The 20239-nt window shown below is 60.1% G+C and carries 22 protein-coding genes; 16 read left to right on the top strand and 6 right to left on the bottom strand.

The window, feature by feature from the left end; genetic code table 11:
• Positions 1–10: 10 nt before the first annotated feature.
• From AC3IT6_RS08510 to aroC, 3 genes are read right to left on the bottom strand one after another with little or no spacing between them, the layout of a single operon-like run.
• Positions 11–631 carry a methylthioribulose 1-phosphate dehydratase gene (locus tag AC3IT6_RS08510; protein ID WP_056721832.1) on the bottom strand — a complete coding sequence of 207 codons (621 nt, stop codon included), beginning with the start codon at positions 629–631 and terminating at the stop codon, positions 11–13.
• Positions 628–1779 carry an MFS transporter gene (locus tag AC3IT6_RS08505; RefSeq protein WP_489354880.1) on the bottom strand — a complete coding sequence of 384 codons (1152 nt, stop codon included), beginning with the start codon at positions 1777–1779 and terminating at the stop codon, positions 628–630. Before AC3IT6_RS08505 ends, AC3IT6_RS08510 begins: the two co-directional genes overlap by 4 nt.
• Positions 1780–1808: 29 nt before the next feature.
• Complete coding sequence (aroC, locus tag AC3IT6_RS08500; RefSeq protein ID WP_007974902.1) at positions 1809–2900, bottom strand: chorismate synthase; 1092 nt, start codon at positions 2898–2900, stop codon at positions 1809–1811.
• Positions 2901–2983: 83 nt separating this feature from the next.
• Here aroC and AC3IT6_RS08495 point away from each other — a divergent pair, with 83 nt between their 5' ends.
• Together AC3IT6_RS08495 and AC3IT6_RS08490 are read left to right on the top strand one after the other, a co-directional pair.
• Positions 2984–3982, top strand: a complete 999-nt coding sequence (locus AC3IT6_RS08495; protein WP_489354879.1) for an alpha/beta hydrolase — start codon at positions 2984–2986, stop codon at positions 3980–3982.
• A 90-nt stretch (positions 3983–4072) separates the two neighbouring features.
• The gene (locus tag AC3IT6_RS08490; protein ID WP_489354878.1) at positions 4073–4864 is read left to right on the top strand and encodes a hypothetical protein; all 792 of its coding nucleotides are present in this window, start codon (positions 4073–4075) and stop codon (positions 4862–4864) included.
• A 124-nt stretch (positions 4865–4988) separates the two neighbouring features.
• Here the strand turns inward: AC3IT6_RS08490 and prmB are convergent, their stop codons facing one another.
• On the bottom strand, positions 4989–5897 hold the full coding sequence (gene prmB, locus AC3IT6_RS08485; protein ID WP_150724600.1) for a 50S ribosomal protein L3 N(5)-glutamine methyltransferase: 909 nt from the start codon (positions 5895–5897) through the stop codon (positions 4989–4991).
• Positions 5898–6135: 238 nt separating this feature from the next.
• Between prmB and AC3IT6_RS08480 the strand changes: the two genes are divergently transcribed.
• From AC3IT6_RS08480 to AC3IT6_RS08460, 5 genes are all read left to right on the top strand, one after another.
• Entirely contained in the window at positions 6136–6726 is a 591-nt protein-coding gene (locus AC3IT6_RS08480; protein ID WP_489354877.1) for a cysteine hydrolase family protein, read from the top strand.
• A 131-nt stretch (positions 6727–6857) separates the two neighbouring features.
• Entirely contained in the window at positions 6858–7178 is a 321-nt protein-coding gene (locus AC3IT6_RS08475) for a hypothetical protein (protein ID WP_008048404.1), read from the top strand.
• A 78-nt stretch (positions 7179–7256) separates the two neighbouring features.
• A complete protein-coding gene (locus tag AC3IT6_RS08470; protein WP_110659502.1) occupies positions 7257–7814 on the top strand; it encodes a Smr/MutS family protein in 558 nt (185 codons plus the stop codon).
• Between the two features lie 77 nt (positions 7815–7891).
• The gene (gene folE, locus AC3IT6_RS08465; RefSeq protein ID WP_007988130.1) at positions 7892–8437 is read left to right on the top strand and encodes a GTP cyclohydrolase I FolE; all 546 of its coding nucleotides are present in this window, start codon (positions 7892–7894) and stop codon (positions 8435–8437) included.
• Positions 8438–8541: 104 nt separating this feature from the next.
• Entirely contained in the window at positions 8542–8913 is a 372-nt protein-coding gene (locus AC3IT6_RS08460) for a glutathione S-transferase N-terminal domain-containing protein (RefSeq protein ID WP_150724597.1), read from the top strand.
• 157 nt (positions 8914–9070) lie between these two features.
• Here the strand turns inward: AC3IT6_RS08460 and AC3IT6_RS08455 are convergent, their stop codons facing one another.
• Positions 9071–10237: an aminotransferase-like domain-containing protein gene (locus AC3IT6_RS08455; RefSeq protein WP_489354876.1), complete on the bottom strand. Its 1167-nt coding sequence runs from the start codon at positions 10235–10237 to the stop codon at positions 9071–9073.
• Between the two features lie 82 nt (positions 10238–10319).
• On the opposite strand from AC3IT6_RS08455, the gene AC3IT6_RS08450 reads away from it, so the two are divergent.
• The 3 genes from AC3IT6_RS08450 (at position 10320) to AC3IT6_RS08440 (ending at position 13130) form a co-directional block, all read left to right on the top strand.
• A complete protein-coding gene (locus AC3IT6_RS08450; RefSeq protein ID WP_458370899.1) occupies positions 10320–10766 on the top strand; it encodes a MarR family winged helix-turn-helix transcriptional regulator in 447 nt (148 codons plus the stop codon).
• A 315-nt stretch (positions 10767–11081) separates the two neighbouring features.
• A complete protein-coding gene (locus tag AC3IT6_RS08445) occupies positions 11082–12431 on the top strand; it encodes an NCS2 family permease (RefSeq protein WP_223444899.1) in 1350 nt (449 codons plus the stop codon).
• A gap of 72 nt (positions 12432–12503) precedes the next feature.
• Entirely contained in the window at positions 12504–13130 is a 627-nt protein-coding gene (locus AC3IT6_RS08440) for a LysE family translocator (protein ID WP_223444898.1), read from the top strand.
• A gap of 192 nt (positions 13131–13322) precedes the next feature.
• Here the strand turns inward: AC3IT6_RS08440 and uraH are convergent, their stop codons facing one another.
• The gene (uraH, locus tag AC3IT6_RS08435) at positions 13323–13676 is read right to left on the bottom strand and encodes a hydroxyisourate hydrolase (protein ID WP_008017679.1); all 354 of its coding nucleotides are present in this window, start codon (positions 13674–13676) and stop codon (positions 13323–13325) included.
• Positions 13677–14109: 433 nt separating this feature from the next.
• Between uraH and puuE the strand changes: the two genes are divergently transcribed.
• From puuE to AC3IT6_RS08405, 6 genes are all read left to right on the top strand, one after another.
• Positions 14110–15036: an allantoinase PuuE gene (gene puuE / locus AC3IT6_RS08430; RefSeq protein WP_108218982.1), complete on the top strand. Its 927-nt coding sequence runs from the start codon at positions 14110–14112 to the stop codon at positions 15034–15036.
• A complete protein-coding gene (gene uraD, locus AC3IT6_RS08425; RefSeq protein WP_489354875.1) occupies positions 15033–15548 on the top strand; it encodes a 2-oxo-4-hydroxy-4-carboxy-5-ureidoimidazoline decarboxylase in 516 nt (171 codons plus the stop codon). The genes puuE and uraD overlap by 4 nt, the downstream gene beginning before the upstream one ends.
• 90 nt (positions 15549–15638) lie before the next feature.
• Positions 15639–16634 (top strand): allantoicase, encoded by a 996-nt coding sequence (alc, locus tag AC3IT6_RS08420; protein WP_489354874.1) that lies wholly within the window; start codon positions 15639–15641, stop codon positions 16632–16634.
• A 160-nt stretch (positions 16635–16794) separates the two neighbouring features.
• On the top strand, positions 16795–17298 hold the full coding sequence (locus AC3IT6_RS08415) for an ureidoglycolate lyase (RefSeq protein ID WP_007960046.1): 504 nt from the start codon (positions 16795–16797) through the stop codon (positions 17296–17298).
• Between the two features lie 50 nt (positions 17299–17348).
• Positions 17349–18653, top strand: a complete 1305-nt coding sequence (locus AC3IT6_RS08410) for a urate hydroxylase PuuD (RefSeq protein WP_489354873.1) — start codon at positions 17349–17351, stop codon at positions 18651–18653.
• 165 nt (positions 18654–18818) lie between these two features.
• Positions 18819–20177, top strand: coding sequence for a nucleobase:cation symporter-2 family protein (locus AC3IT6_RS08405; protein WP_489354872.1), 1359 nt, complete (start codon positions 18819–18821; stop codon positions 20175–20177).
• Positions 20178–20239 lie beyond the last annotated feature (62 nt).

Genomic DNA, 20239 nt, shown 5'->3' with positions numbered 1-20239 from the left:
CCTTAACGGTTCATGCTTTAAAGAGCGAGCGCATCTTCAACTCGCACTCGAACAAAAATTCAAAGGCCTCGATCTGCCGCAGGGCATCGCTCATGCGCGCGCCCCAGGTGTACAGGCCATGACCACGGATCAGGTAGCCGACGCAATCGGGATGGGCGTCCAGCCAAGGCTGCACCTTGGCGGCCAGGCGCGCAATGTCCTGGTCGTTGTCGAAAATCGGCACGCGCACCCGGGATTCGTGGGTCGTCACACCGCTGAAGGCCTTTTGCAGTTCGTAGTCTTCGAACTCGATGAAGTCCTGCGACGTCAGGCGCGACAGCACGGTGGCGTTCACCGAGTGGGTGTGCAGCACCGCACCGATCTCCGGGCGCCAGCTGTAGAGCTGGGTGTGCAGCAGGGTTTCGGCGGACGGCTTTTTGCCCGGTTCCAGGCTGTTGCCCGACAGGTCGGTGGCCAACACGTCGTCCATGCCCAGTTGCCCCTTGTGCTTGCCGGACACGGTCAGCAAGGCTTCGGTCGGCGACAGGCGGGTCGAGTAATTGCTGCTGGTGGCCGGCGACCAGCCGCGGCCATACAGAAAGCGCCCGGCGTCGATGATTTCCTGGGCGAGTTGTTCACGGGTAAGGCTCATGGCCTGTCCTCTTGCATACGTGTGGCAATGATAACGGCAGCCGCGACGGCTGCGAGACTGGCAATGCTAAATGTCCATGCCGCGCCTAGGGCATTCCAGCTGTAGCCGGAATACAACGCGCCCAACGCACCGCCGGTGCCGGCCAACGCGGCATACAGCGCCTGGCCCTGGCCTTGCTGGCGCGCACCGAAGCTACGTTGCACGAATGAAATGGCAGCGGCGTGAAAGCTGCCGAACGTCGCCGCGTGCAACACCTGGGCAAACAGCAATACCCAAAGGAATTCGGCCAACGACCCGAGCAGTAACCAGCGCAGCGCCGCCAGCAGAAAACTCGCCATCAGCACCCGGCGCAGGGAAAACCGCGCGAGGATCTTGCTCATGGCCAAGAACATCAAAACTTCAGCGACCACGCCGACCGCCCAAAGCATGCCGATCACGCCCCGGCTGTAACCCAGGTGCTCAAGGTGCAAGGTCAGGAACGTGTAATACGGCCCGTGGCTCATCTGCATCAGCGCCACGCAGCCGTAAAACACCAACACACCGGGGTTGCGCAGTTGCTGGAGAAATCCCTCCCCGGTCAACCGTTCACCCTGAATCGGTTGCGCGTTAGGCACCCACAAACTGCTGACCACGATGCCGGCCAGGATCAGCACCAGCGCCGCCGGGTAGATGTCCAGGCTCAGCCATTCGAACAAACGGCCCAGCGCAACCACGGTGATGATGAAACCGATCGAGCCCCACAGGCGAATCTGGCTGTAGCGTGAGGTCTGGCCCTGCAAGTGCGCCAGGGTGATGACTTCGAACTGCGGCAACACCGCATGCCAGAAGAACGCATGCAAGGCCATGACCATCGCCAGCCAGGCGTAAGTCTTGCTGACGAAAATCAGCGAAAAGGTCAGCAGTGTGCACACCGCACCAAAGCGCACGATGGCCAGCCGCCGACCGGTGTAGTCGCCCAGCCAGCCCCAGATGTTCGGCGCTACGCAGCGCATCAGCATCGGGATCGCCACCAACTCGCCGATGCGCGCGGCACTGAAACCCAGGTGATCGAAGTACAGCGCCAGAAACGGCGCTGTCGAACCGAGCAAGGCGAAATAGAACAGATAGAAACTGGAGAGCCGCCAGTACGGGAGCGCCGCTGCCGCCATCAGACGGCAGCGACCATGAAGTCAGCCATTTACAGCTGACCCAGCACCGGCGTGCTCACACGCACATCGGCGTTCTGCCCACGGTGGCGCAGCAGGTGATCCATCAGCACGATGGCCATCATCGCCTCGGCAATCGGCGTGGCGCGGATGCCCACGCACGGATCGTGACGGCCCTTGGTGATCACTTCCACCGGGTTGCCATGGATGTCGATGGAACGGCCCGGCGTGGTGATGCTCGACGTCGGCTTCAGCGCCAGGTGCGCAACGATGGGCTGACCGGACGAAATGCCGCCGAGAATGCCGCCTGCGTTGTTGCTGAGGAAACCTTCCGGAGTCATTTCATCGCGGTGTTCGGTGCCACGCTGGGCAACGCTGGCGAAACCGGCGCCGATTTCCACACCCTTGACCGCGTTGATGCTCATCAGCGCATGGGCCAGTTCGGCGTCGAGGCGGTCGAAGATCGGCTCGCCCAGGCCCGGCATCACGCCTTCGGCGACCACGGTGATTTTCGCGCCAACCGAATCCTGGTCGCGGCGCAGCTGGTCCATGTAGGCTTCCAGTTCCGGCACCTTGTCCGGGTCCGGGCTGAAGAAGGCATTCTGCTCGACCGATTCCCAGGTCTTGAACGGGATTTCAATCGGCCCCAGCTGGCTCATGTAGCCGCGAATGACGATGCCCTGGCTGGCCAGGTATTTTTTTGCAATCGCACCGGCCGCGACGCGCATCGCGGTTTCCCGGGCCGAGCTGCGACCGCCGCCGCGATAATCGCGCTCACCGTACTTGTGGTGGTAGGTGTAGTCGGCGTGGGCCGGGCGGAACAGATCCTTGATCGCCGAGTAGTCCTTGGACTTCTGGTCGGTGTTGCGGATCAGCAGGCCGATGGCGCAACCGGTGGTGCGGCCTTCGAACACGCCGGAGAGGATTTCGACTTCGTCGGCTTCCTGGCGTTGGGTGGTGTGGCGGCTGGTGCCGGGCTTGCGGCGGTCCAGGTCACGCTGCAGATCCTCCAGGGATATCTCCAGCCCCGGCGGGCAGCCATCGACAATGGCGACCAACGCCGGGCCATGGCTTTCGCCCGCGGTGGTGACAGTGAACAGCTTGCCGTAGGTATTGCCGGACATGCAGGACGCTCCGTGAAATGAACCTGAATACGTAATGCGCGCCAGTATACGCAGGCTACCCAAGTAGTTCATCCTCGAACCTTATGGGTGCCCGTGAGTCCAACCGGCATCTTCTTGATGATGGCGCGATGATGCTGCGAGTTCTAGCCTTGAGCCTTACCCTGATTTCCGGCTTCGCCCAGGCGACTGTCCTGCAACGACCGATCACATTGGATACCGGCACCGGCGAGCTTTTCGGCTCGCTGTTGCTGCCAAAATCCGACAATCGAGTGCCGGTTGTGCTGTTCATTTCCGGCTCCGGTCCTACGGATCGTGACGGAAACAACACCGATGGCGGGCGCAATGACAGCCTCAAGCGCCTGGCCTGGGTGCTGGCCAAACACAACATCGCCAGCGTGCGTTACGACAAGCGCGGCGTGGCCGCAAGCCTGGCGGCGACCCCGGATGAACGCAATCTGACGGTGGAAGCCTACGTGGCCGACGCCCAAGCCTGGGGCCGCAAGCTCAAGACCGATCCGCGTTTCGGCCAGTTGATCGTACTGGGTCACAGCGAAGGCGCCTTGATCGCCAGCCTCGCTGCGCCGGACATCGATGCCGACGCGGTGATTTCTGTCTCGGGTAGCGCAAGGCCGGTGGATCAAGTCATTCGCGAGCAACTGGGCAATCGCCTGCCGCCACCGCTGATGCTGCGCAGCAATGAACTGCTCGACAGCCTCAAGGCCGGGAAAACCGACGACAATGTGCCGCCCCCCTTGCAGGTGATTTTCCGCCCGAGCGTGCAGCCTTACCTGATTTCCCTGTTCCGCCAGGACCCGGCCGCAGCGTTTGCCAGGCTGAAGATGCCGGCGCTGATCATCCAGGGCAGCAACGACATCCAGGTCGGCGTCAATGACGCAAGGCTGCTCAAGGCGGCCAAACCGGATGCCGAACTGGCGCTGATCGAGGGCATGAACCACGTCATGCGCATCGTGCCCAACGACGTCAAACGCCAACTGGCCTCCTATAAAGACCCGCAGTTGCCCCTGGCGGCGGAACTGGGCACGCGAATCCTCGGCTTTATTGACGGACTTCGCACCAGTTAACCCCTCCAGTCCTGGGAAAAACGGCCGATAAGCCTTTGTCACCAGCACATTGGCTGGCGACAAGCTGAGCTTGGACAGGATCTCGCCGTTATGACTGACACCCAGACTTCACCCGACACCAGCGCTGAAAAAGACGCACCGCCAGCGGTCGAGCTGCCCTGGGCGGACGTCCACGTCGAGCACCACAAGATGCTCCGTCTGGCGCCGTTGCAGACTGACCGCAACACCGGCGGGCGCCCGTTGCGCTTTGTCGAATCAGGCTATGCCGAACGCAACGACAAGGAACGCAGCCTGATGCGCATGAGCATCACCCTGCCCGGCCAGCGCGTACGCAAGGAACAGAATCATCTGGACGTGTGGGTCGATCACGCCGAAAAACGCGTGCATTTCGGCCCGCAAAGCGGTTTGCAGGTCGAACCGCTGAACCGTGGCATTGGCCGTTTCATGGCGGCCCAAGGCATCAACTGGGCGAAGAAACGCTGGCCGACCTACACCGTCGACGGCTTTGACCTGAACAACAAGGACGCATTGAACGAAGACACTCGCCTGCGCCGCGATCATTTTTTGCGCGTGCACGGTTTCGACGTGGTGTATGCCGATGCCCAGCATTTGAAAGGCAGCGTCAAAGCGGTCAAGGTCGGCGACCTGTCTGGCGACTGGAACAGCGAAAAACTGCAGGTCGTGGAGATTCTCGAGGCGGCGCAGATGCTCCAGCAAGCCGAGCAGAACCTGGCCGAGCAGGAAGTCAAACTCAAGAAACACGAAGAGAAAGTCAGCAAGTACAAACGCGAAGACGCCGGGCTGCGATTCACCATCACCTGCCTGGTGGCGTTCGCGGTGTTTCAGGCGGGGTTGTTGATCTGGATTGCCACGCACCGCTGAAGGCTTGAGACCGCGTCGCAGCTATTCGCGGGCAAGCCCGCTCCCACAGAATTTGTATCGTACCTAAATGATGCGGCACACACTGAACCTGTGGGAGCGGGCTTGCCCGCGAAGCTTTTAGAGGTCAGACGCGAGAAGCAAACAACGCCTGATGCTCACGGCACTGCTGCGCGCTCAGCATGAACACACCATGGCCACCACGCTCGAACTCCAGCCAGGCGAAGTCGACTTCCGGGTACAACGCCTCGACGTGCACCTGGCTGTTGCCCACTTCGACAATCAGCAAGCCCTTCTCGGTCAGATGATCCGCCGCCTCGGCGAGCATGCGCCGCACCAGGTTCAAACCGTCATCACCGCAGGCCAGGCCCAGTTCCGGTTCGTGCTGGTATTCGTCCGGCATGTCGGCGAAATCTTCCGCATCGACGTAGGGCGGGTTCGACACGATCAGGTCGAAACGCTGACCCGGCAAGCCTTCGAAACCGTCGCCCTGCACCGTGTACACACGCTCATCGACACCATGGCGCTCGATGTTCTGATTGGCCACTTCCAGTGCTTCGAACGACAGGTCCGCCAACACCACCTCGGCATGCTGGAACTCGTAGGCGCAGGCGATGCCGATGCAACCGGAACCAGTGCACAGGTCGAGAATCCGCGCAGGCTCGGTAGCCAGCCACGGGGTAAAGCGGTTTTCGATCAACTCGCCGATGGGTGAACGCGGGATCAGCACACGCTCATCGACGATGAACGACATGCCACAGAACCAGGCCTCGCCCAGCAGATACGCGGTAGGCACCCGATCTTCGATGCGGCGCTTGAGCAAAAGCTGCAGGTGAACCACTTCGTCTTCTTCCAGATTGCAGTCGAGGTAGCTGTCGGCGATTTCCCACGGCAGGTGCAGCGCGCCCAACACCAATTGCCGGGCTTCGTCCCAGGCGTTGTCAGTGCCATGGCCGAAAAACAGATCCTCCCCATGGAAGCGGCTGACGGCCCAACGGATATGGTCACGCAGGGTGCGAAGGCGGGAAGTGATCACGACGGCAAACTCCAGAAAAATCGACGGGCGATTCTACCAGTCAAACGACGTCACGACGACGCGGGAAACTACCGATTCAAATGTAGGAGTTATCCATTTTTTCGCCAGGCTATTGAACAAAACGTGACTATTGACAAGGCTACAGGCCAGCAACGACGGCACCTACGATCGTAGCGATTCACAGAACCGCTCAGCCAGAGGACAATGGCGCAAAAGCCCCACTCCAAGGAGCCCCAGAATGTCTGTTCCAAAAACGATGTTTCAACTCAGCGGCCGCGGTTATGCAGCGGCCAATCTGAGCCATGCCACGCTGGTCATCATCGATGCCCAGAAAGAATACCTCAGCGGTCCCCTGGCCCTGAGCGGCATGGAAGAAGCTGTCGCGAACATCAAGCAATTGCTCGCCGCGGCCCGTGCCGCCGGCCGGCCGATCGTGCATGTCCGCCACCTCGGTACGCTCGGCGGGCTGTTCAACCCCCAGGGCGTAGGTGGTGAGTTCATTCCGGGCCTGGAGCCACAGAGCGATGAAACCGTCATCGGCAAATTGTTGCCAAGCGCCTTTCACGGCACCGAACTGGCAAAACGCCTGGAAGACCTCGGTGCCCTTGACCTGATCGTCTGCGGCTTCATGAGCCACTCCAGCGTCAGCACCACGGTGCGTGCCGCCAAGAACCTGGGTTTCCGCTGCACCCTGGTGGAAGACGCCTGTACCACCCGCGACCTGCCCTACAAGGGCGGCGTGCTCAGTGCCGCACACGTTCATCAGACGGAAATGGCGATCATGGGCGACAACTTCGCCACCCTCGCGCTGACCCGTGAACTGATCTGATCGACGCTCAACGAGCGGCCTGGAACGCCGCTCATCCGTAAAAACCTCCCATTTGCCGTAATTGTCTTAGCCTCAGGAACATCCCGGTCAACTCCCGGTCGAAGGGCCGATACCCATTGAGGAAGGTCGGAATGAAGTTATCCGATGGTTTTGACGCTCGCCGCTTGCGGCCCAAAGGCCAAAGCAACTGGCGTTTTCGAATCGGCGCGACGTTCGCGGCGTTGCTGGCGATGTGCGGCGTGCTGCTGGCCATGGCCGGTGCCGCCAGCCTGCTCGGCCACGCACCCGCCCTGGGTGAATTGAATACAAGCCGCACCGGTGCTGCCGTGATCCTGGCCATCGGCCTGTTCGTGCTGTACCTCGGTGTCTGGCTGTGGCGCCGTTGCCGTCGTCGCTCGCGCCAGTCGCGGGAACTGGCCATGTCGCCGCACCTGATGAAAAAACACGACTGAGCCTGGCGTCGCGCGCGTTTTTGTCGCGCCCGATTCGCTTCGAGTTGGGTAAACTGGCCGCCCTTCGCGGAGGCTGACATGCAAGACGACGATTTTTCCCTGTTCAAAAGCGCGATCCAAGGCGTCAAGCCGATCAAGCATGATCGCGCCGAAACCGGCAAACCCAAGGCTGACCGCGCGCAGATTGCCAAGCTGCGTCAAGCGGCGACCGTACGCACCGAATCCACCACCGTTGACGGGCTGTCCGATCAGTTCGTCATCGACGTCGGCCCTGAAGACGAGTTGATGTGGGCCCGCGATGGCGTGCAGGAAAGCCAGATGCGCAAGCTCAAGATCGGACAGATTCCGTTCGAAGGCAGCCTCGACCTGCACGGCATGAGCGTGGAAAAGGCCCGGGAAACCCTCTGGGCGTTCCTGGCCGAAGCCACCAAATTCGAAATCCGTTGCGTGCGCGTCACCCATGGCAAGGCTGTTCGCCTGGATGGCAAGCGGCCGATGATCAAAAGCCACGTAAACACCTGGCTGCGCCAGCATCCACAGGTGCTCGGCTTCACCTCATGCCAGGCGAAACACGGCGGTGCCGGCGCGGTTTATGTGATGCTCAAACGCACCATGATGGAAGGTCGCGACGAGTAAAGCTGACGCGCCGCGCTTGCAGCGTCGTGTCCGTCACCGTACCCTTGCCCTTTGCGTAAAATCCCACAGGTAGTTTCATGTCCCTGGAACAGAATTACACGGCGATCCTCGGCCAGCTCGGCGAGGACGTTTCCCGCGAAGGCCTGCTCGACACGCCAAAACGTGCCGCCAAAGCCATGCAGTACCTCTGCCGCGGCTATGAACAGACACTGGAAGAGGTCACCAACGGTGCCCTGTTCAGCTCCGACAACAGCGAAATGGTGCTGGTCAAGGACATCGAGTTGTACTCGTTGTGCGAACACCACCTGCTGCCGTTCATCGGCAAGGCTCACGTCGCCTACATCCCGAGCGGCAAGGTCCTGGGCCTGTCGAAGGTGGCGCGGATCGTCGATATGTACGCCCGTCGCCTGCAGATCCAGGAAAACCTCAGCCGCCAGATCGCCGACGCGGTCCAGCAGGTCACCGGCGCCCTGGGCGTTGCAGTGGTGATCGAGGCCAAGCACATGTGCATGATGATGCGCGGTGTGGAAAAGCAGAATTCGACGATGATCACCTCGGTGATGCTCGGAGAGTTCCGCGAAAACGCTGCCACCCGCAGCGAATTCCTCAGCCTCATCAAGTAATTCGCGGCACGAAGAAAACCGGCATTCATCGCCGGTTTTTTTTCGCCTGCAAAAAATCAGGTAAGCTGCGCGCCCTTCTTCATTCGCACCGTGAGGCTTTCAACGTGTTCGTAAAAGCGCTTCGTGTCGGCCTTGGCCAACTGATCATCTTCATTGACTTCATTACTCGCCCAAGCAAGAAGAAGCGCCCCGCCGCTGCTCAGGCTCAGGTCGAATCCGCCGCCAAAGGTCTGACCCTGTATCAATTCCACGCCTGCCCGTTCTGCGTGAAGACCCGCCGCACCCTGCGCCGCCTGAATGTGCCGGTGGCATTGCGTGATGCGAAAAACAACGAACAGGATCGCCAGACCTTGCTGGAGCAAGGCGGCAAGATCAAGGTGCCGTGCCTGCGCATTGAAGAGAATGGCCAGACCACCTGGATGTATGAGTCCAAGGTGATCATTGATTATCTGGACAAGCGATTTGCGGCGGCCTGATTTGCTTGTGGTGTTCTGACTGACGCCTTCGCGAGCAAGCCCGCTCCCACAGTTGACCGCATTTCCCTGTGGGAGCGGGCTTGCTCGCGAAGAGGCCGGCACAGACACCGCACACTTCAGACAAAAATAAACCGGCCCTTGCGCCGGTTTATTATTTCTAGGCTGCTTTTGCGGCCTGGGCTGCACGCACCACTGCCGCCAACCGCTTGAGCCCTTCATCCAGCCGCGCCGGATCAATATGGCTGAAGTTCAACCGCAGATACCCCGGATGGTTATCCGGCTCGGGGAAGAACGGTTCCCCCGGCATGAACGCCACGTCGTTGGCCAGCGCGGCGTTGAGCAAGCTGCGGGTATCTTGCGGCTGCTTGAGTTTCAACCAGAAAAACAGCCCGCCCTGCGGCACGTTCCAGTCCGCCAGATCCGAGAAGTGAGTTTCCAGCGCAGCCTGAAACGCATCCCGACGCCCCCGATAAAAATCGCGCAACTCACTACGGTGTTGCTGATATTTCTCGCTGCCGATCCATTGCAGCGCCTGCCACTGGCCGACCCGATTGGTGTGCAAATCCGCCGACTGCTTGAGTTTCAACAGATGGGGAAACAGGTCCGGGCTGGCGATCAGGTAGCCGATACGCAAACCCGGCAGCAGGGTTTTCGACACGGTCCCGGTATAGATCCAGCTGGCCTTCTTCAAGCGGCTGACAATCGGCGTGGCGCTACCACCATCAAAGGTCAGCTCGCGGTAAGGCTCGTCTTCAATCAGCGTCACGCCAAATTCATCGAGCAACGCCGCCACCGCGTCGCGTTTGGCTTCGCTGTAACGCACCGCCGATGGATTCTGGAAGGTCGGGATCAAGTAGATGAAGGCCGGGCGGTGGTGTTCCAGGCGAACGCGTAGCTCCGTCAGGTTCGGGCCGTCAGCCTCCAGCGGCACGGTCAGGCAATCGGCGCCGAACAGCTGGAAAATCTGCAACGCCGCCAGATAAGTCGGCGCTTCGAGCAGGATTTCGGTGCCCTTGTCGATGTACAGCTTGGCCGCCAGGTCGAGGGTCTGCTGTGAGCCGCTGACCACCAGCACCTGGCTTGCCTCGCAGGCCACTCCCAACGCTCGCGCTTCGGCGGCCAGCGCTTCACGCAGTTCCGGCTCGCCTTCGCTCATTCCGTATTGACCGATGGAAACCGGCATCTGGGCCCAATCGACTTTTGGCAGCATGGCTTCGGCCGGCAGACCGCCGGCAAACGACATCATCTGCGGACGCTGGGCCGCGGCGAGGATTTCACGGATCAAAGAACTTTTAAGGCGCGAGACACGTTCGGAAAAAGCCATGGGGATCACCGGTAGCGAGGCATCTGAAAAATAAGTCAAACTTGTTGACCGAAATTACGACAGCCCGAACGGATACGTCAATATGCTTGACCTTAAAAACCCGATTTCCCAGCAGCAGGCCATGGAAGCGTTTTTCTTCGGCTACCAGGCCTTCACCGCCAAGGCCGATGAAATGCTCGAACGTCGCGGCCTGAGTCGGGTGCATCAACGCATCGTGTTTTTCATCGCCCGCTATCCGAACCTGAGCGTCAAGGAGCTGCTGGCGTTGCTCGGCGTGAGCAAGCAGGCGTTGAACATGCCGTTGCGGCAATTGTTGGAGATGCATCTGGTCGAGAGCGTCGCGTCCGAAACCGACAAGCGCAAGCGCCTGCTGGAGTTGACCGCCGAAGGCGTTCGCTTTGAGCAAGCATTGCGCCGCGAGCAGGTGAAATTGCTGGAGCGGGTGTTTGCCGAGGCCGGGGAGACGGCGGTGAATGGGTGGCTGGCGGTGAATCTGGCGTTGGGTAAGAGTCATTCGCCGGATGAATGAGTGTTTGCCTGCTGGATAAGTATTGGCCGGATCGGCCTCTTCGCGAGCAAGCCCGCTCCCACAGTTGACCGCATTCCTCTGTGGGAGCGGGCTTGCTCGCGAAGGCGTCGGAACAGGCGATATATCTCTAAAGCCAAACTTTTCGTCTACAAAATCAAAAACATTATTTGCATTCTTTGTATACAAAAGCATAATCCACTTCGTGCGAGTTCCTGACCAAGCGGTCAACAAATTCGCAAGTACCTCAAAGGGCCGCTGCCACCCTCATGGGTCCGGCCCTGGAAATAACAATAAAACTCTTGAGGAGTATTCGCTGTGGAAAGCCGCAAATCCGAAGCACCGACGCTGGAAATCTCGCCGCCATTACGCAATGGCTTGCTGGAACGTCTGTTCAAACTCAGCTTGCACGGCACCACGGTGAAGACCGAGCTGATTGCCGGTCTGACAACCTTCATCACCATGGCTTACATCATTTTCGTCAACCCCAACATCATGGCCGACGCCGGGATCGATCACGGTGCGGCGTTTGTCGCCACCTGCATCGCCGCGGCACTCGGTTGCCTGTTGATGGGCCTGTACGCCAACTGGCCGGTCGGCCTGGCACCGGGCATGGGGCTGAACGCCTTCTTCACCTACACCGTGGTCGGCACCATGGGCTACAACTGGGAAACCGCCCTCGGCGCGGTGTTTGTCTCCGGTGTGCTGTTCATGATCCTGACCTTCTCGCGAATCCGCGAATGGCTGCTCAACAGCATCCCGGTCAGCCTGCGCTTCGCCATGGGCGCCGGCGTGGGTCTGTTCCTGGGGCTGATCGGCCTGAAAACCGCGGGCATCGTCGTCGATAGCCCGGCCACGCTGATCAAGCTCGGCTCCCTGCGCGAACCCGGCCCGTTGCTCGCCGCCGTATGCTTCCTGATGATCGCCATCCTCAGCTATCACAAAGTGTTCGGCGCGATCCTCATCAGCATCATCACCGTAACCCTCGCCGGTTGGGGCCTTGGGCTGGTGCACTACGAGGGCATCATGTCGGCCCCGCCGAGCCTGGCTCCGACCTGGATGGCCATGAACGTTGCGGGTGTATTCAACATCAGCATGGTCAGCGTGGTCCTGGCATTCCTCTTCGTGCACATGTTCGACACCGCAGGCACCCTGATGGGCGTTGCCCAGCGTGCCAACCTGGTGGGCGCTGACGGCAAGATCGAAAACCTCTCCCGCGCCATGAAAGCCGACAGTGCTTCCAGCGTATTCGGTGCGGTAGTCGGCGTTCCGCCGGTCACCAGCTACGTGGAAAGTGCTGCAGGTGTCGCAGCGGGTGGTCGGACTGGTCTTACCGCAGTGACCGTAGGTGTGCTATTTATTGCAGCCATGTTCTTCGCACCGCTGGCCGGGATGATTCCTGCCTATGCAACCGCGGGTGCGCTGATTTATGTAGCGATGCTGATGATGGGCGGCATGGCCCACATCGAATGGGACGAAGCCACCGACAGCATTCCGGCGATCGTTACCGCAATCATGATGCCGCTGACCTTCTCGGTCGCCGACGGCATCGCGCTGGGCTTCATCACCTACGTGGCGATGAAGGCCGGTACCGGCAAGCACAAGGAAATTTCGGTGAGCCTGTGGGTGCTCTGCGCGATCTTCATCGCCAAGTTCATCTTCTTGTAAACCACACGCGGTACACGCTTGAAAACAGCCTCACCCCGTCGGGTGGGGCTTTTGTGCAAATGGAGGAAAGTGATGAGTCTGGAAACCTGGCTGCTGTTCAGCGGCGCTGCGCTGATAGTGATCCTGATCCCGGGGCCGCTGTCGTTGCTGATGATCAGCAACAGTCTGAATTACGGCCTGCGCCGCTCTTACCCGGCCTTTCTTGGCGGCGTATCGGCCTCGATCTGCCTGCTGAGTGCTTCGGCGCTGGGCCTGGGTGCGTTGTTGCTGGCTTCGGAACAGCTGTTCAGCGCCCTGAAGATGCTTGGCGCCCTTTACCTGTTCTACCTCGCCTGGCAGAGCTGGCAGCAATCGCGCCTGCCTTCCCATGGTGCTGAAGTGCCACAAGCCGCGCCGGTGCCACGCTTTCGTGCACTGTTCGGGCGTGCGTTCATGCTGGGCGCGAGCAACCCGAAGGACATCCTGTTCTTCGCCGCTTTCCTGCCACAGTTCCTGAGTGCCGAACAGCCGTTCCTGCCGCAGTTGCTGGTGATGATTGTCACCTGGACACTGCTGGATCTGGCCTGCAAGTTGGCTTATGGCCTCGGTGCCCATGGTGCAGCGCGGTATCTGCGCAGTGGCAAGGGCCAGAGCTGGTTTAACCGGGTGAGTGCGGGGTTGTTCAGTGGGGCGGGTGCAGCGTCTCTGTTAAGTCGCTAACAGCAAAAGCTTCGCGAGCAAGCCCGCTCCCACATTGGAATGCATTCTCCTGTGGGAGCGGGCTTGCTCGCGAAGGCGTCAGTGCGAACACCACATTTCTACAGACGAAAAAAAGCCCGCAGTGTGAGCGGGCGAAAGACCAAAGAAGCTATATGCGCAGTCGCTTCCAGGGTGCAGCTGCTGCCTGGGGGATCAGCTGCCGCGATAGGTGGAGTAGCTGTAAGGCGAAATCAACAACGGCACATGGTAGTGATCCTGCTCGGCAGAGATGCCGAAACGCAGCACCACCACATCCAGGAAGGCAGGCTCCGGCAGCTTGACGCCACGGGCGCGGTAGTAGTCGCCGGCATGAAACTGAACCTGATAGACCCCGGTGCGATAGTCATCACCTTGCAGCAGCGGTGCATCGACACGGCCATCGCTGTTGGTGACTGCAGTGGCGACCAATTCCAGCTGCGAACCTTCAACGCGGTACAACTCGACCTTGATCGAGCTGCCCGGGCAACCGTGTGCTGCGTCCAAAACGTGTGTAGTCAAACGTCCCATTGATTCTGCGCGCCTGCCTGCGTGGAGCAGTCAGACTTCGCGCCTCCCGAAGTCAGTTGAAAAGGAGACCGCACCGATTCGGAGCACGAAAAGCTGCGGCGAGCGACTGATTAAGACACTTTTCAAAAAAATTGTACACAATAAAAACGACATTTTTCGCATGACCCCCGCCATCTGCATATTTGCCGTCGATTTCCCGCCGAACCGCACAACCTATGAGCCCCTCAATCAATAATTGACCAGTCAGGCAGATTTCTTGCAGGCTCACGCCAATAGCAGTAAAAGATGACAGTCGGTGAAAAATGCGAAAAATCAGGCTTACAAAGTGAATATAAAGTTGTATACAATCAGCCATCGCTGTGACGCCAGCCTGCCATCCAGTTTTCAGCTACGTCACACCAACCGTCATCATCGAATAAGAAGGAAGCCTGCAGTGAGCGCTGACTACCCACGCGACCTGGTCGGTTACGGCAGTAACCCTCCGCACCCACACTGGCCGGGCAATGCCCGAATCGCCCTGTCGTTCGTACTCAATTACGAAGAAGGCGGCGAGCGCAACATCCTGCACGGCGACAAAGAGTCCGAAGCGTTCCTCTCGGAAATGGTTTCTGCCCAGCCGCTGCAAGGCGCGCGCAACATGAGCATGGAATCCCTCTACGAGTATGGCAGCCGTGCCGGTGTGTGGCGGATCCTGAAGTTGTTCAAGGAATTCGACATTCCGCTGACCATCTTCGCCGTGGCCATGGCCGCCCAGCGTCACCCGGACGTGATCCGTGCCATGGTCGACGCCGGCCACGAGATCTGCAGCCACGGCTATCGCTGGATCGACTACCAGTACATGGACGAAGCCCAGGAACGCGAGCACATGCTCGAAGCGATCCGCATCCTCACCGAAATCACCGGCGAGCGCCCGCTGGGCTGGTACACCGGCCGCACCGGCCCGAACACCCGTCGCCTGGTGATGGAAGAAGGCGGTTTCCTCTACGACTGCGACACCTACGACGACGACCTGCCCTACTGGGAACCGAACAACCCGACCGGCAAGCCGCACCTGGTGATCCCGTACACCCTGGACACCAACGACATGCGCTTCACCCAGGTCCAGGGTTTCAACAAGGGCGACGACTTCTTCGAATACCTGAAAGATGCGTTCGATGTGCTCTACGCCGAAGGCGCTGAGGCACCGAAAATGCTGTCGATCGGCCTGCACTGCCGCCTGATCGGCCGTCCGGCGCGTCTGGCTTCGCTCAAGCGCTTTATCGAATACGCTAAAAGTCATGAACAGGTGTGGTTCAGCCGTCGTGTCGACATTGCGCGTCACTGGCAAGAAACCCACCCGTACACAGGGGCTGCCAAATGAGCACCTTCCAAACCGTCAAACCTTCGAGCCTGAGCCGCGACGCCTTCGTCGCCGCTTTCGCCGACATCTACGAACATTCGCCATGGGTGGCCGAGAAGGCCTACGACCTGGGCCAGGATGCCTCGATCGACCAGATCGAAACCCTGCACCAGCGCATGAGCGACATCCTGTTGAGTGCTGATCACCAAAGCCAGCTGGCTTTGATCAACGCTCACCCGGACCTGGCCGGCAAAGCCGCCGTCCAGGGCCAGTTGACCGAAGCCAGCACCCATGAACAGGCTGGCGCCGGTATTCACCAATGCACGGCCGAAGAGTTCCAGCGCTTCACCGAGCTGAACGACGCCTACAAGGCCAAGTTCAAGTTTCCCTTCATCATGGCGGTAAAAGGCAGCAACCGGCATCAGATCCTCGCAGCGTTCGAAACGCGCATCCACAACCCGGTCGACACCGAGTTCAAATGCGCGCTGGCGGAGATCAACAAGATCGCCCTGTTCCGATTACTGACCCTATAGCAAGCCTGGCCCATGTGAATTCATGAACGCCGAATTCACTCCGGGCCTTGCAAGCATCCCAAGCCACTTATTTAAAGGCAGACAAGAAGAATGAAAGCTTACGCCGTACCTTTCGAGAAGTTCGTCAACCTGGCCGATGCCCGCCTGGGCACCAAAATCATCTCGGTCACCGATGACTGGTTCGCAGACGCCAACCGTCTGTTCCAACCGACCCCGGCCGTATGGAAGGAGGGCGTGTTCGATGACAACGGCAAGTGGATGGACGGCTGGGAATCGCGCCGCAAGCGCTTCGAAGGCTTCGACAGCGCCGTGATCCGCCTGGGCGTACCGGGTTCGATCAAGGGCGTCGACATCGACACTTCATTCTTCACCGGCAACTTCCCGCCGTCGGCCTCTCTGGAAGCCTGTTTCCTGGCCTCGGGCGAGCCTGATGAAAACACCCAGTGGACTGAAGTGCTGTCCGCCGTCGAGCTGCAAGGCAACAGCCACCACTACCACGAAATCAACAACGACCAGGCCTTCAGCCACCTGCGCTTCAACATCTACCCGGATGGCGGCGTGGCCCGTCTGCGCGTGTACGGCGTGCCGTTCCGTGACTGGTCGGCTACCGGCGACAACGAGCAAGTCGACCTGGCCGCAGCCCTCAACGGTGGCCGCGCCCTCGCCTGCTCCGATGAACACTTTGGCCGCATGAGCAACATCCTCAACCCGGGCCGTGGCATCAACATGGGCGACGGCTGGGAAACCGCACGTCGTCGTACGCCGGGCAATGACTGGGTCATCGTCGCGCTGGGTCACCCAGGCGAGATCGAGAAAGTCATCGTCGACACCCTGCACTTCAAGGGCAACTACCCGGACACCTGCTCGATCCAGGGCGCGTTCGTCAAGGGCGGTACCGACAGCCAGATCGAAACCCAGTCGTTGTTCTGGCGTGAACTGCTGCCAGCACAAAAACTGGAAATGCACGCCGAGCACACCTTCGCCGAGCAGATCAAGGCGCTGGGCCCGATCACCCACATCCGCCTGAACGTGTTCCCGGATGGTGGTGTGAGCCGCCTGCGTGTACTGGGCAAGGTCGCGAAGTAATGCTGAGCCTGTAGGAGCGAGCTTGCTCGCGAAAAACTCAAGGACACCGCGTTCATCCTGGATGCACGCGTTATCGTTGACGACCATCGCGAGCAATCGAACGTCGACCGGCTGCTCCTACAAAGAATCATCAACATCAAAACAGATTAAGAAGAACAGCATGCGCACACTGACGATTGAACCGCTGACCAAAGAAGCCTTCGCCCCTTTCGGTGACGTGATCGAAACCGACGGCAGCGATCACTTCATGATCAACAACGGTTCGACCATGCGCTTCCATAAACTGGCGACGGTGGAAACCGCTACGCCTGAGGACAACGCGATCATCAGCATCTTCCGCGCCGACGCGCAGGACATGCCGCTGACCGTCAGCATGCTGGAGCGCCACCCGCTGGGCAGCCAGGCTTTCATTCCGCTGCTCGGCAACCCTTTTCTGATCGTGGTCGCGCCACTTGGCGATGAACCTGTATCAGGCTTGGTCCGCGCCTTCGTCACCAACGGCAGGCAGGGCATTAATTACCATCGCGGCGTCTGGCACCACCCGGTGCTGACGATCGAAAAGCGGGATGACTTCCTGGTGGTTGATCGCAGTGGCACAGGCAATAACTGCGATGAGCATTTTTTCAAAGAGGATGAGCGTTTGATCCTCGCCCCCCACCAATAAGAGAAGGTCCGATCACTCGATAACAGAGTGACGGGCGAGAGGTAAAGACTGTGGAAGCACATCTGTTGGAATGGCTGAACCTGAGCGTGCGCTGGGTTCACATGATTACTGGCGTGGCCTGGATCGGTGCGTCGTTCTATTTCGTATGGCTGGAAAACAACCTCAACCGGGTCAACCCGAAAAGCGGTCTGGCTGGCGATTTGTGGGCAATCCACGGTGGCGGTATCTACCACCTGGAAAAATACAAACTGGCTCCACCGACCATGCCGGACAACCTGCACTGGTTCAAATGGGAAGCCTACTTCACCTGGTTATCGGGGGTCGCACTGCTGTGCGTGGTGTTCTACTCCAACCCGACCCTTTACCTGTTGGCCCCTGGCAGCAGCCTGAGCGGTCCCGAAGGCGTATTGCTGGGCCTCGGCTCGCTGTTCGTCGGTTGGTTCATCTACTCCTTCCTGTGCGACTCGGCTTTGGGCAAACGCCCTGCCCTGCTTGGCGCAATCCTGTTCGTCCTGATCATCGCCGCGGCCTACGGCTTCAGCAAAGTGTTCAGTGGTCGGGGTGCGTACCTGCACGTCGGCGCGATCATCGGCACCATCATGGTCGGCAACGTGTTCCGCATCATCATGCCGGCGCAACGCGCACTGGTAGCGGCTATCGCCGAGAACCGCACGCCCGATCCGGCATTGCCGGCCAAAGGCCTGCTGCGTTCGCGTCACAACAACTACTTCACCTTGCCGGTGCTGTTCATCATGATCAGCAACCACTTCCCGAGCACCTACGGCAGCCAGTACAACTGGTTGATCCTGGCCGGGATCGCGGTACTGGCGGTGTTGGTACGTCACTACTTCAACACCCGTCACGACAGCCACAAGTTTGCCTGGACCCTGCCGGTGGCAGCGGTGGGCATGATCTGCCTGGCCTACGTGTCCGGTCCGAAGCCGATGTCCAGCGCCCCTGAAGTGGCCAATGCACCAGCGAAAATCCAATACCAACCGCTGCCGGAAACCGCAGTGGGCGGTGGATTGAAACCCGCTGAAGCCAAACCCGCTGAAGCGCCTGCTGCCGCTCCGGTTCAGGCATCCAATGCCGGCCCGGGTTTCGACAAGGTGCATAGCGTGATTCAGGAACGTTGCGCGGTCTGCCACTCGGCCAAACCAACCAGCCCGTTGTTCAGCGCGGCCCCGGCTGGTGTGATGCTGGACACTCCCGAGCAGATCCGCCAGAACGCACCGCGGATTCAGGCGCAAGCCGTCACCAGCCAGATCATGCCACTGGGCAACATCACCCAGATGACCCAGCAGGAACGTGACCTGATCGGTGCCTGGATTGTGCAGGGAGCCCAGACCAACTAAGCAACAAAAGCATCGCGAGCAAGCTCGCTCCCACAGGTTTTGCACTGCCTGTGTGGGAGCTGGCTTGCCTGCGATTGGCCGCAAAGCGGCCCACCAGATTCGAATACAGCTGCCAGCAGCACTGCAGCTGTAAATCACAAGAATAAAAAAGATCCGAGGTGTTGCATGTCCGAGCTATCCACAGCGCGCATCCCCGACGCACCCGCCATTCAGCGTTTGCCCCTCTTGCAACTGATCCTGGTCGGTTTGCAACATGTTCTGCTGATGTACGGTGGTGCCATTGCGGTACCGCTGATCATCGGACAGGCCGCAGGCCTGAGTCGTGAAGAAATCGCCTTCCTGATCAACGCCGACCTGCTGGTGGCGGGTATCGCCACCATCGTCCAGTCACTCGGCATCGGCCCCATGGGCATTCGCATGCCGGTGATGATGGGTGCCAGTTTCGCCGCCGTCGGCAGCATGGTCGCCATGGCCGGCATGCCCGGTATCGGCCTGCAAGGGATCTTCGGCGCGACCATCGCCGCCGGGTTCTTCGGCATGCTCATCGCCCCGTTCATGTCCAAGGTCGTGCGCTTCTTCCCGCCGCTGGTGACCGGTACGGTCATCACCTCGATCGGTTTGTCGCTGTTCCCCGTGGCCGTGAACTGGGCCGGCGGCGGTTCCAGCGCCACTCAATTCGGTTCGCCGATCTACCTGACCATCGCCGCACTGGTACTGGGCACCATCTTGCTGGTGCACCGCTTCATGCGCGGCTTCTGGGTCAATATTTCCGTGCTGATCGGCATGTGCCTGGGCTATGTGCTCTGTGGCTTGCTGGGCATGGTCGACCTCAGTGGCATGGCTCAGGCGCCATGGCTGCAATTCGTCACGCCGCTGCACTTCGGCATGCCGAAATTCGAACTCGCGCCGATCCTGTCGATGTGCCTGGTGGTGGTGATCATTTTCGTCGAGTCCACCGGGATGTTTCTGGCGCTGGGCAAGATCACCGGCCAGGAAGTCTGCCCACGGATGCTGCGTCGCGGCTTGCTGTGCGATGCCGGCGCCTCGTTTTTCGCCGGTTTCTTCAACACCTTCACCCACTCCTCCTTCGCCCAGAACATCGGCCTGGTACAGATGACCGGCGTGCGTTGCCGCTCGGTGACCATCGTTGCCGGCGGGTTGCTGATCGTCCTGAGCCTGCTGCCCAAAGCCGCGTTTTTGGTGGCGTCGATTCCTCCGGCAGTACTGGGCGGCGCAGCGATTGCGATGTTCGGCATGGTCGCCGCCACCGGCATCAAGATTCTCCAGGAAGCCGACATCGGTGATCGTCGCAACCAGTTGCTGGTGGCGGTGAGCATCGGCATGGGTCTGATCCCGGTTGTACGCCCGGAGTTTTTCGCCCACCTGCCCGTGTGGATGAGCCCGATCACCCACAGCGGCATCGCCATGGCCACCCTCAGCGCGCTGACGCTGAACCTGCTGTTCAACATCCTTGGTGGCGCCGAACGCGCGGCCATCAACGACTGCCACGCTCACACCCATTGATCTGACGGATAACCAAGGGGGCCTGCCTGTGGCCAGCCCCCTGGCCACAACCTGCGCCTCAA

The organism is Pseudomonas sp. KH_017 (genome assembly GCF_057840285.1).
The sequence above is the reverse complement of the archived record's forward strand: the minus strand, read 5'-3'. Positions and strand labels throughout refer to the sequence as shown.